This is a genomic window from Microbacterium sp. P2_F9 (assembly GCF_056403635.1).
Genome location: NZ_JBFUFC010000111.1, coordinates 1 through 12,202, shown reverse-complemented (window position 1 = coordinate 12,202; position 12,202 = coordinate 1). Strand labels below are relative to the sequence as shown.

The following is a 12,202-nucleotide window of genomic DNA, read 5'->3' as shown; positions in this document are numbered from 1 at the left end:
GCTTCGGGAGGCGCCATACCCTCGACAGTACGCACGCCAACCTGGGCGATTGATGAGCTGCGAGGAGTCCGTCGCAGTCAGTGGCGTGCGCTAAAGCGCGTTTCGTTGTCCCTGTAGACCACAGCCTTTCGGTGTTTTGACCGCAAGCGTGTCGCGGCGCCCGGGTGGCCGGCAAACACATCAGCGTCTGTCGTATGTGCCATGTGTGGGAGTGTGGTTTCTGTCGCGCCCCGTTGGCCTGCCAGCGAAAGTCCGATGAGTCACATAACACTCTCAGTATGTGGTCAGACCACAGGGGTAAAATAGCTGTGAAAGAGCAATCGTGCTCCTCACTCGGGACGAGCTATTCCGTCGTTTTGCTAAACGTCGGATATGGCGGCTATTGGAATAGGACGGACGGACGCGATGAGCGCTCTCGATGGTTCCGTGCAAGCGGCGGCTAAGCAAACGCGCTCCCAGCCGGTCAAGTCATCTCCCTCCGCCGCCCTGGCAGGCAAGGCCGCCAACTCCCAGGCGATCGGAGGTATTTTCCGCGTACGGCGCGGGTTTCGAAAGGAACCGTTCGTCGTGGTCGGCCAGACCGCCACTCACTTCAGGGGTATCTGGCCAAGCGGCGATGTAGAGCTACGGCTTCACGAACGGATGGGTCAGGCCGTCGTGCCCGCTCCTGCAACCATCCGGTCATATGCGGGTCGACTACGGAATCTGTTGAACTCAGCGCAGGCAGCGACCTACCTGACCGAGGCTTCGGCGCTCGCCGTGCGCAAGATGCTCGGCGGCATGCTCCGCGACCCAGACTCTCGGTACGCACTTGGTCTACTTCTAGATCGAAAGGGGCTCTCGCTGACGCAGGCGGAATGTATGACTCTTCCGCTAGAGCCTTGGCGCGTCCGTTATGAGCTTTTGCAGGACTATGCCGGCGGCGCTAGGCAAAGAGCAGAGCTTGCGGGACAGGTGGTTGCTGACGATCGAGCGCCTAAGGGCGTGCGGCTGCGCGTCGCTCTCGCCGAGGGGCTTGATCTCGCCGCGCTGGCGACCGACGCCGCGAGTCTCTTCGGGGGCACTCCCGTCACGGAACCCCACGCAATAGGCGTAACCGACCTGGGTGTGATCGAAATTGCTTCGGCACTGGAAGCGGCAGGATCCACTGAGGCCGCGCGGCTTCACGTGGCGGTGAAGAATCCAAGTTGGTTTGCGGCTTCCTCGCGGAACGCTGCAGCACTCACGATCTTGGCCGGACGTCGACTGCCCCCCGGTCAGGAACTCCAGGCTGATGGTCTCCCGGCCTCGGTGGTGGATGACTTGCTTGATGTGGGGGCTGGTGTGGTGCCGGGTGTCGGGTTGGGTGTGTATGTCGTGGGGCGGTTGCGTCCGGCGGATTTGACGGCTGAGGAGGTTGTTGCGCTGGGGTTTGCGTCGGAGGGTTATCGGCGGTTTGTTGCGGGGGATGACGGGGTGGCTGCGGCTATGCCGGCGCTGAGGTTGAGGGACGCGTCTGTCGCGCGGAGCTTGCTTCGGGGTGAGGATCCGGTGGATGAGCCGCTGGATTCGGTCCTTGCGGAGGTGCTTGCGCTGGTTCGTTCGGGTGGCGGGACCGTGCCGTCTGAGGCGGTTCTTGCTGATCAGTCGACGTGGGCGGTGCTGCTGGGTAAGGGTGTGGCGGGCGGCGATGGGGCCGGGGCTGGCGGTGAGCGGTTCGCGGATTTGGCTGCGCTGCATGGCGCGCGGACGGCGCTGTTCGAGTGGGATTGGGAACGCGCTCAGACACTGGCTCGTGACCGTTTGCGGGGGGCGAGACGTGAGGCGGTGCGAGACGAGTTGTTGAACATTGTTGCGTGTGCGGCGTGGTTGCAGGGCAAGCCGGAGCCGGCGCTCGCGGCGCTCGACAAGGCGCTCGAGGGCGATTACACGGATGCGCTCCTCACGAACGCGGCCGTCGTCGCCACCGAACTTGACCACTCGAGCGCGATCGATCGTTTCGTGAAGATCGCTAGTGAGGCGCCGGGTTCGGAGCAGCGGGCGATGGCCGCGGAGCGGGCGCTGCTGCTCTGGGTCAATGACGACGCACGCATCTGGGACGATGACGACGAGGGTATCCCGKGGGAGATTCTGGGTGCGCTGCGTCCGCTGATCGCGGCGCCTATTCCGGACGAGCGCTATCTCCGGATAGTGAAGACGCTGGCCGCGCATGACGATGACTGGCTGGCCGCGCAGCCGAACTCTGCATTCGGGCCGCATGCGAACAGCGCGGTCGTGCGGATCTTCAAAGCGCGAGCTAAGGGCATCGATGATTTTGCGGCCGCGCTTGCTAAAGAACTGAAGACCGGTCGCGCGGAGAAGTGGGTCGAAGAGGAACGCGACTCGATGGTGAGCGCGGCCATCAATATGCTCGCCGAACAGAATGACAACATGGGCGCCGCGTTCTTCGGGATGACGCTCCTGCGGGCGGGGATCCCGCTCGAGCCCATGCAGCAGGTCCCGCTGGTCTGCTTCACCGTTGCGGCGATCGTGCAGAACATCGACCCGGACGAGGGCGAACCGAAGGATGAGTTCGTCGACTGGGTGTTCGGCGCCAAGCGTGCTCTCTCGAGTCTCGACGCGGAGCAGCGGTCGCTGGCCGAGCCGCTGGTGGGGATTGCCGGGGACGCCCTGGCGCGCGCGTATGCGCTTGCGCGGGCGAACCAGATACGGCAGGCAACCGAGGCGTTCGACAGGGTGACCGGTCAGCTCAGAACGATGGCGTCCTGGCAGATCAACCATGAAGCAGTCCAGCAGATCATGGCCCCAATCTCAGAGTTGTGCGTCGATACCTGGCGGGTGCTGAACAAGGTGCGACCACTCGTCCAAGACCGACAACTCCTGGCATTCGTTGACRCAGCGATGGGCGCCGCAACCGAACTCGGCGACAAAGCAGTGAGGATCCGCTAATGACCGACCGACGAAGCCCGTACCTCATTCTCGGCGTCCCCTACGGAGCCACCAAAACCGAGGCGGCACGAGCATTCGCGCGCGCAACCCGCCGCCTTCGCCGGCAGACCAACGCACCGTATGACCTCGAGGACCTCAACTGGGCTCTCCACGCTGTCGAGCAACGTGTCGAAGACCCGTCTTCGAGCATCGATGACTATCGAATGCCGGCGGATCCCAGCGTCTACGAGGTGCCGACCGGGGAAGGTGTTCTCAACCCGCCGGTGCAGGTATACCCCCGGCGGACGCCCCCGACAGATCCAGCAGTGCTCGACGAAATGCGCACGGCCATCCTCCTGGAGGTTGCAGCTGGGCTCGCCAAGGAGTACCGGGGGGCCCCGCTGCCCCGACTCCACTACTTCGCAGAGGAAGGACCGAAATGATCGGTCAACGTTCCCGTCAGTCCGAACAGCTCCTGACAGACATGAAGAGTTTGCTCGACCGCATCGACACAGCGCTCATCGTGCGCGACCCCGGCACCGCACTGTCAGCAGCCGCATACGAAGGGCTGCGCAAGCAGGTGGTTGCGTCTGCGACTGCCCGACTCCAGCACATGGTGCAACTCGCAGAGTTCGATGTAGCGCTGAGACGGGGGGCGAGCACCGAAGACCTGCTGACTCTGGTCGATCAGTGGCTAAGACAGGCGGGAGTCGAACGCGTAGAAGACCCGACGACTCCCGAGGTGTGGGAGACGACCCTCGCACCAGGTGTTGATGCCGTGGTCGACGTGGCGGCCTATGTCGATGGCGTCGCGAACCGCGTCGTGCGCCAGGGTCGGTTGAAGGCCACCCCAGTGCCCCCGCGTCAGCGCGCCAACGTCATTCCTGACGATGAGCGGGAAGCGTCTCTCCCCGCAACGCCCCCGGTTGATCAGAACAACCCGGCCGGACCCGCATCCCCGGTCGTCGTGGCTGACTCGGTTCCGGTTCCGGTTACGGTTCCGGATACGGTCGTGGGCGACCCGGCCGATGTCGTGGTTGACCCGGTTCAGACTGCCGCTGGAGTCGACGCTGATGCAACTGCCGCTGCGGTCGACGCTGATGCAGTTGCCGCCGCAGTCGTCGTTGACGTCGCTGAGACCTCCAAGGAGTCCTAATGGCAAGCATCGGTATTGACTTCGGAACCACAAACTCAGTCGTCGCACAATTCGCTGCGAACGAGCTGTCGGTCCTGGCGATCGACGAGCCGCCAGCGGACTGGGCGGGGCGCGGCTTCGACAAAGTGCTCCCGACGGTGTTTGGACGCGGAGACAAAGACCAACCGATCTTCGGATGGGCAGCAAAGAAGCAACCCGGCAGCCTCGGGGCGGTCAAGCGCCTGCTGCGAGGCGAAGAACGAGCGGACGTCGACGGAATTGAGTACGTCGTCGAGGAGATCGCCACCATGATCTTCGGTCACATGAAGCGTGCGAGTGCGAATCAAGGGGTCGCGTTCGACCAAGCTGTCGTGACGATTCCGGCGAACAGTCGTGGAATCGCGCGGCACAGGACCAAGCTCGCGGCCGGGATGGCCGGGATTCAGGTTCAAGCGCTCATCAATGAGCCGACCGCTGCCGCTATGGCTTACAGCATGCGGTCGTCGCACGAAGAGTCCCTCATGGTGGTCGACTGGGGCGGCGGCACGCTCGACGTAACCATTCTTCAGAACATCGACGGAGTGTTCATGGAGCAATCGTCGAAGGGAATCCAGCAGCTCGGCGGTCTCGACTTCGACATGGCGCTATCTACGCTCGTCCGCGACACTGTGAGCGACTCCTCGAAGTGGTCTCCGTACGACCGAGCGGCATTCCGCCTGGACATCGAGAAGGCGAAGATCGAGCTGTCCACCGCCGAGCAGGTGAGCGTGCCGCTGCCAGGCGGAGAGTACCGGCAGGTCACGCGAGCGATGTTCGAGGCCGCAGTTAGGTCGCAGATCCACCGCGTTCGCGAACCGATTCAGCAGTGCTTGACGGACATCGGAGCGCAAGCTGGCGACATCGATGCAGTCGTGCTGGTCGGCGGTACCTGCAAAGTGCCTGCTATCCGCCAGTTCGTCACCGAGTTGATGGGCCGCGCACCGGCAACTGGCGTCAACCCAATGACGGCTGTTGCGGAGGGCGCTGCGGTTGCATCGGCGATCCTGTCCGGCGAACTCGATGATCGTGACTTCTTCGTTTCCACCGAGCACGCGCTCGGAACGATTGTGTTGGACCCTGGGACCGGCCTGAGGTTCTCCGAGCTGATTCCCCGAAACCACAAGTTGCCGGCGAGAGTGACCGACAGCTTCATGCCGATGACCGCGTTCCAGGAGCGATTGAACCTTCAGGTCATTGAGGGCGACCCCACGAAACCGCTCGACGACGACGACAATGTGATCCTGAAGTCGTGGGAGATCGAGCTTCCCAATCCACAACCTCTCGGCGAACTCTCGATCGACCTCACGTACAGCTATGACGTCGACGGCATCCTGCACGTGGCAGCAGAGGACAGCCTCGGTAACGTTCTCCTCGATGATGCAGTGTCCTACGGCAATAGTGTCGACAAGCGGGACCTGGCGAAGATCGCGTCTCGCGTTGCGCGCACGCTGGACCAGGATCGAATCGAGACGCCTTCGAACGTGCGAGAGTCACACCTGAGCCCTGAGGACAGAAAATTGGTGACGGACGTCAAGACGAAGATCGTGCCATTTATCGACGACTCCGAAGCGAACGAGCTGAAGTCCCTCATTGCCGGCGCGGAGGTGGGGGATGGCGCGGCCATCGAGGCGCTGAAGTCCTCGACCCGCAAGTACAGCTACCTCCTGTAGTCACCGTGGGCACCTCCTACGACGAGTTCTGTGCCCTCCTGACCGACGAGCGCACGCGGCGAACGCTCGGGATCGACTTGCCCGAGATAGAAGTGGCGGCGGGTTATCTCCGATCCCAGCCTGTCGCGCGCCTACCCGGACCGGAGCGGTCGGGTGATGGGACGTCGAGTGGGATCAGGCCCCCGGTGACCCATGTGATTGCGAATTCGAAGGCGTCGAAACTGTCGCACGATTTGGGATGGTTCAGATAGAGCGCGGGGTGGACTCGGTCGTCAGTTACGCAAATTCTGCAACAACTGGGACCGGCGGCTGAGTCTATGGTCGGACCATAACCGGACAACTTTTCGGCGTTTGAGCGTTGGCGTCGCGGACTCATTGTCCGGTCGATTCAAACCGCGGACCGGTGCGGATCAGTCCGCAGCAGTCCGCAAAGAGTCCGCGGACCATGGGAATGTGCCTGATTTTGTATGCAGGAGCATGCAGCTGAAATACCATCTGATCAGGTAGTTTGTAGAAGTTTGTGTCTCGTTGTGCTCGTGCAGTTTGTTCCGCTTCAACGTGTGAAGCTTGTTCGGTTCGGCCCGCAAACGCAGTCGGTAACCCTCTATTTCTCTGTACCAGAGTCGCAAATGCCTCGCGCGACAGCCTTCCAACTTCGCCGTTGTTGTGTTCGCTGTTCGGTGACTCGCCGCCAGCGTCGGCCATATGAGCCGACGTGGACGTTGAGATCGAGCATTCGACGTAGGTGATCGCCCGTGGCGTTTCGTGTCCGCCTGAGTTGATGATCGCGCCGATCCTCCTCTCGTGACCTATGACAGCGCCGATGACATGTGTGGTCGAACATGCGCATCCCGCTACCGTCGACACAGGAGGTCGAAGTGACGATGCCATTGGCAGGCGCAAGGTCTGAGCGCTCGCACGACGCTGCAGCTGCCCTGGCGTTGAACCGATGGTGGCCGAGCGCGGTGGGCAACCTTCGGCGCGTGCTCGATCTTCACCGATTTGAGGCCGAGAACAAGGCTGACGGCTTCGGCAACTTCTATGAGGGGCGCCGGGCTGCGATGGTTTTTGATGTTGTCGCGAGTTCTCAGCGAAGCTACGAGGGTCGGGTCCTCCCGATGGTCCGGCGATACGAGTCCACCGCGCCGACAATCGATTCGCTTGCCCTCGACGGACCTGGCCAAGGGCACGGACTTAGGGCACGGGAGCCCGCGACGATGCGGGGAGTCGCCGCGGGTCTCCAGCGATTCGCGCTGGATCACGGTCTCGAGACGGAAACGGCGGTGAGGACCTGGGCGATCGATGTGGAGAAGTTGTCGAGCGCGCCCGTGCTCGACCCGTACGTGGGCGCCGTCAGCGGGATCGGTCCTGCTCTGTTTGCTTACCTCCGAATGCGATGCGGTGCAGATGCGCTGAAGCCTGACGGTCGAGTCCATGCGGCGATGGTGCATCTTGGCTTCGAGATTCCTCGCGACAGCCACGCAATCTTGTTGGTGGCCGACGCCGCGGCCGCGGAGCTGGAGACCACAAAACTCGTGCTCGATCAATTGCTGTGGTGGTCGTCGGAAGTCGGCTAGAGACGGTTCGGCGGCACATCACTTCGAACGACAGTGCACCTGCGCGGCGGCGCCTTGCGCGGCAGGATTGGTCGATAGTACGGGTGACAACCCCGTGCCTCGCCGGGGAGGGTAATCATGACGCCAACAGGCGAGTGCTGGCGGACTTTCCGATCGGAGCACTCACCATGCCCTCATTGATCGCGTGGCTCGACGCCTCGAGCGAAGAGCAGCGTCGCATGCGCGACATCATCCGGCTCTTCTCCGATCGGGACAGTCGTGACGAGCTCGGTCTCGGCCAGATTCGCGACGCGATCGGCGATGGACTGTTCCCAGGCACCTCCACCCTGTTGACACGAGCGCGCTACCTCCTCTTCGTGCCGTGGGTCTATCAGAAGGCGTCCGGCCGGCCGAATCCCATCGCAGACGCCGATCGCTACGAGCGCGAGGTGATCCACGCCGTCCGCGCGACGGACGACTACGCGGGACTGCTCGGCATGGTCGCCGGCGTTGCGCTCAAGAACCTTCCCTCCTCCGTCTACTGGACGATGCTGCGCCACTACCGCATCCTGGGCGACCCATCGTTGACCCGAGAGGACGCGCTCCGGCTGAACGGGCTCCAGAGCGGAGCAGACGATGCGGACGGCGCCCGCGGCGCGCGATTCAACGCCTGGTCGACAACGATTCCCGCCGCGCCAGAAGGCTTCCCGAAGTCGATCGAGGGTGGGTTCGCGCTGCGGCGAGAAGAAGCGGAGTGGCTGCGCGACCGCGTACTCGACGAAGCTCCGGGCACCGTCATGGCGCACCTCGCGATCGAGCGCCCGTCATCGGAAAGCCGTTTTGCGTGGGCAGATGATGCGGCGCTCCACGTTCAGGGTGATGCGCGCTTCCTCCTGGACCATGCGCGAGCGTTCTCCTCGGCGATCCACGGCGCGCAGCTGCTCTACAACCTCATGCTTGCCGAGGAGTACGAGGCTGCAGGTTTCGAAGGCGTTGCGAACCCCGTCGACACCTACCGCGACCGCCTGCTCCGATGGGCGGAGAACCTTCCCGGTCTCGTGGATCTCGACGCGTGGAACCTCGACGAGCTGCTCCTGCGGGTCGAATTGATCCGCAATTCGCCGATCAGCCCCCGGACGCGACGGTTCGTATCGGTGTGGCTGGACCTTCTTCGCGAGAACGACGACCTCGCACTGGCAGACAACGCCGTCGCTCGCGAGTTCGTGCTGAGGCGGGAACGCCAGAACAAGGGCGCGCAAGCCCGGATCGGCAATCCTCGTCGATTGCAGGGCTGGGGCGGTGGGTCCGGCTCCGGGGCGCTGGAGTTCCGCTGGCCGACGGTTCGCGGCATCCTTCTCGACATTCATGATGGTCTCGCACGCGAACCTGGAGGGACGGATGCTTGAGCCCCAGACACGCGCGGCCCTCACTGAGCAGCTCAAGCCGCCGAGCGGATTCACGCTGTCCTACGCCGTGGGGACAACCTTCACGCTCGATCTCGCGACGGCTCTGACGGTGCCGCTGTCGTTCGCATCACATCACGTCTCGGCGGAGGACGACACGATCGGCGTCCTCGACGCCGTACGACGTGCCGCGGATCGAATCGACGTGTTCGCCCAAGCTGGTGAGCTCTCGATGGGCACGCGCTCAGACCTCGTAGCCTTCCTCGAGCCTATGGTCCATCCCGTCCAAGCCAGCCGCGGGCTCTTCCATCCGAAGGTGTGGTTCCTGGAGTACCGCTCCGGCGAGCACCTGACGCATCGGTTCCTGTGCGCGAGCCGCAACCTCACGGCTGACCGCAGCTGGGATGTGCTGGTGCGCCTCGATGAGCGTGCACCGCACATCGAACGCCACTCCGATCCGCGCTCGCTCAATCAGCCGCTGGTGACTCTGCTGCGCACCCTGCCCGAACTCTGCGTGCTGCCGATGGAGGCCGAGCGGCGGGCAAACGTCCTCGGGCTGGCAGATCGATGGCAGGACATCTCCTGGGACACCCCCGACGAGACGCGCTCACTGGCGTTTCATGTACAGGGCCTACGCGGGAGCGTGCTTCCCGACTTCGCTGGCCAGCGGGCGCTCATCGTCTCGCCGTTCCTATCGGACGACGGGCTCCGCGCTCTGCGCAACCGTGTGCGCACCGCGACACACTTGATCTCACGGGCAGACAGTCTGGATCGGCTCCTGCCTGCATCGCTCGACAAGAAGCTCACGACATATGTGCTCGATGATGCGGCGCTGCCCGCGAGCGATTCCGACGACGCCGACACCGAGAGCGCCTACATTCCACCCGGACAGCGCCTCGCCGGCCTGCACGCGAAGATCGTCGTGGTCGATCGGATGGATGGATCGCACGTCTTCCTCGGGTCGGCGAACGCGACACGCGCCGCATGGGAAGACAACGTCGAGGTGATGGTGGAGCTCGTCGGGTCACTCGGCAAGTTCGGTGTCGAAGCCACTCTCACGGCCATGGGTGACCTGAAGGATGGCTACCCGACCGAGGGCGGGCAGGAAGCCGGCGCCGATGAGGAGGCCGAGCGGCGACTCGAAGCGGTGGTCCGGAATCTCGCGGGGGTGCGACTCAGCGCCCGCCTGATCGCAGACGAGCTCTGCTTGATGCGGGTGTGGGCGGACGCCGATTTCGCCCGTCAGGTCGACAGAGTGGGCGCTGCTGGCATCGAGTTGCGCTGGCACCTATTGACCCGACCGGACCTGGGTGGCACCGGACTGGCCCTGGGCGAGGAGGATGCGGCGACCATCGCCGACATCCCGCTCACCGATGTCACGCCGTTCATCGTCCTGATCGCTCGCGACCAAACCGGAAGAGAACGGCGAACGATCCTTCTTGCCCGCCTGCTCGACGACGTGCCCACTCGTCGCGACGCGATCATCGGGAGGCAGCTGACCGACCGTGCGGCCTTCGTGAAGCTGCTCACCCTGCTCCTCGAATTCTCCGGCGTCGGCCTCCTTTCGGCGGGCAGTGGTGCGAGCGGGTTCTTCGGCACACGCCAGGAGTTCAGCGATGGGTCCGGCCTCTTCGAGGCGCTTGTGCGCGCCGTCGGCGCCGGCCATCACGGGCTCGCGGACGCCCGTCGCATCATCGACTTCGTCCGAGATCAGGGCGACGAGAACGCCGTTCTTCCCCCCGGATTCGATGAGCTGTGGTCCCGCGTGTGGCAGGCCCACCTCGAGCTGACGGGGCCGAAGCAATGAGCGTCGTCGACGTCGAAGCCGTGATGGCGGGACTGAAGGGATTCCAGCGCAGCGCGGTCGACCACGTGATCGACCGCTTCTACGGTCCGGATTCGAGTCGGGCCTCCGGGCGGTTCCTCGTCGCCGATGAGACAGGGCTCGGCAAAAGCATCGTCGCGCGAGGGGTGATCGCTCGCGCGATCGAGCACCTCGAGACCGACGACTCGATCGACCGCATCGACATCGTCTACGTCTGCAGCAACATCGATCTCGCGACGCAGAACCTGAGGCGTCTCAACGTCACGAACGACGACCACATCGGGATGACGACGCGCCTCACCATGCTCGCCCGCGAGAGCCGGCGGCTCGCTGAACCTTCACCCGATGGCCGCAAGAAGGTAAACCTCGTCTCGTTCACGCCGGGCACCTCCTTCAGCGAGGGCGGTTGGCGGCAAGGGTCGGCGCCGGAGCGCGCGATGATCACGATCATCCTCGACCAGCTCGTCAATCACACCGATTCGGATCGACGTGTGACACGGCTCTTGATGCAGGGAACCGTAGCCAGCCCGGCCAACTTCGCGAACTGGTATGTGCAGCCACTCGAGCGAGAACTCGCGGGTCACCCCGATCCGCGCATCGTCGCTGCGTTTCGGCACCTCATCGAGGCCGATGGCTCGCTCGAGCGATTCGTGGAGCTTCGCGATGAGGTGCGCCACAAGCGGAAGCTCCCTGACGAATTGTGGCACCGCGCGCACAACCTGATCGCTACGTTCCGGCAATCGCTCGCGAAGGCCGGCGTGGACACGCTCGAGCCGGATCTGATCATCCTCGATGAGTTCCAACGATTCCGTCACCTGTTGGACCCGTCGTCCGGCGATGCCGCAGAACTCGCTCATGCGCTGTTCGGACATCGGGATGCGAGAGTCCTCCTGCTCTCCGCGACGCCGTACAAGCCATTCACGAACCAGGACGACACCGAAGACCTGCACTACGAGGACTTCCTTGCGACGGTGAGATTCCTCGCCGGGGGCGCAACGGGCTCGGAGGCGGAGGCGCGAAAGGCCCTCGAGGACTACCGTCGCGCCCTCGTGCTCGACGGGGACGCCGATGTTGCCGCGCTTGGGGTGCGCAACGCCCTCCTTCCCTTCATGAGTAGATCGGAGAGGCCGCCCATCGGCGAGCGCGAGGATCTCATCGAAGTTCGACACCTGCCGAGCGCGTCACCGTCGGTCGAAGACATCGGAGATTGGGCTGCGCTGCGCCGACTCGGCGAAGTCGTCGAGTCACCCATCGACATCGAGTACTGGAAGTCGATCCCGTACTTCGCCAACTTCATGGACGGCTACAAGCCCGCCGAGCGCATCAAGGCACGACGCCACGACGCCGACCCCACGGCGATTTCGGACGCGCTCAACGCAACTCGCACCCTCGGGCGACACCATGTCGAGGCATTCGATCCCGTGGACCTCGGCAACGGACACCTGCGGGCGCTCGCAGATGAGACCGTGCGTCGCGGGTGGTGGCAGCTGCTGTGGGTTCCGCCCACGATGCCCTATCTCGAACCTGGGCCGATCTATGCGCCCTTCGCCGACGGGAGTGTCACCAAGCAGGTGCTGTTCTCCGCGTGGTCCGGCGTTCCAACGGCCGTGGCTGCCTTGTTGAGCTACGAATCGGATCGGCTGGCGGCGGGTGATCGCTCACTCCTA

At 64.0% G+C, this 12,202-nt stretch carries 8 protein-coding genes; all 8 read left to right on the top strand.

What is annotated here, in order from left to right:
* The first annotated feature begins 984 nt into the window (after nucleotides 1-984).
* Nucleotides 985-2,928, top strand: coding sequence for a hypothetical protein (locus AC1DVT_RS12455; protein WP_477389309.1), 1,944 nt, complete (start codon nucleotides 985-987; stop codon nucleotides 2,926-2,928).
* The gene (locus tag AC1DVT_RS12450; RefSeq protein WP_477389307.1) at nucleotides 2,928-3,350 is read left to right on the top strand and encodes a hypothetical protein; all 423 of its coding nucleotides are present in this window, start codon (nucleotides 2,928-2,930) and stop codon (nucleotides 3,348-3,350) included. The genes AC1DVT_RS12455 and AC1DVT_RS12450 overlap by 1 nt, the downstream gene beginning before the upstream one ends.
* Before the next feature lie 41 nt (nucleotides 3,351-3,391).
* Complete coding sequence (locus AC1DVT_RS12445) at nucleotides 3,392-4,063, top strand: hypothetical protein (protein ID WP_477389305.1); 672 nt, start codon at nucleotides 3,392-3,394, stop codon at nucleotides 4,061-4,063.
* Entirely contained in the window at nucleotides 4,063-5,751 is a 1,689-nt protein-coding gene (locus AC1DVT_RS12440; RefSeq protein ID WP_477389303.1) for an Hsp70 family protein, read from the top strand. The genes AC1DVT_RS12445 and AC1DVT_RS12440 overlap by 1 nt, the downstream gene beginning before the upstream one ends.
* A gap of 878 nt (nucleotides 5,752-6,629) precedes the next feature.
* On the top strand, nucleotides 6,630-7,328 hold the full coding sequence (locus AC1DVT_RS12435) for a hypothetical protein (RefSeq protein WP_477389301.1): 699 nt from the start codon (nucleotides 6,630-6,632) through the stop codon (nucleotides 7,326-7,328).
* 167 nt (nucleotides 7,329-7,495) lie between these two features.
* Nucleotides 7,496-8,713: a DUF6361 family protein gene (locus AC1DVT_RS12430; protein ID WP_477389299.1), complete on the top strand. Its 1,218-nt coding sequence runs from the start codon at nucleotides 7,496-7,498 to the stop codon at nucleotides 8,711-8,713.
* The gene (locus AC1DVT_RS12425; RefSeq protein ID WP_477389298.1) at nucleotides 8,706-10,517 is read left to right on the top strand and encodes a phospholipase D family protein; all 1,812 of its coding nucleotides are present in this window, start codon (nucleotides 8,706-8,708) and stop codon (nucleotides 10,515-10,517) included. Before AC1DVT_RS12430 ends, AC1DVT_RS12425 begins: the two co-directional genes overlap by 8 nt.
* On the top strand, nucleotides 10,514-12,202 hold a 1,689-nt coding region (locus AC1DVT_RS12420; RefSeq protein WP_477389296.1), incomplete at its 3' end, for a DEAD/DEAH box helicase family protein. The genes AC1DVT_RS12425 and AC1DVT_RS12420, both read left to right, overlap by 4 nt.

Bases quoted from the DNA above. Each gene is read 5' to 3' on its own strand.
- AC1DVT_RS12445 (WP_477389305.1), top strand. From the start codon at position 3,392: ATGAAGAGTTTGCTCGACCGCATCGACACAGCGCTCATCGTGCGCGAC.
- AC1DVT_RS12440 (WP_477389303.1), top strand. From the start codon at position 4,063: ATGGCAAGCATCGGTATTGACTTCGGAACCACAAACTCAGTCGTCGCA.
- AC1DVT_RS12430 (WP_477389299.1), top strand. From the start codon at position 7,496: ATGCCCTCATTGATCGCGTGGCTCGACGCCTCGAGCGAAGAGCAGCGT.
- AC1DVT_RS12450 (WP_477389307.1), top strand. From the start codon at position 2,928: ATGACCGACCGACGAAGCCCGTACCTCATTCTCGGCGTCCCCTACGGA.
- AC1DVT_RS12425 (WP_477389298.1), top strand. From the start codon at position 8,706: ATGCTTGAGCCCCAGACACGCGCGGCCCTCACTGAGCAGCTCAAGCCG.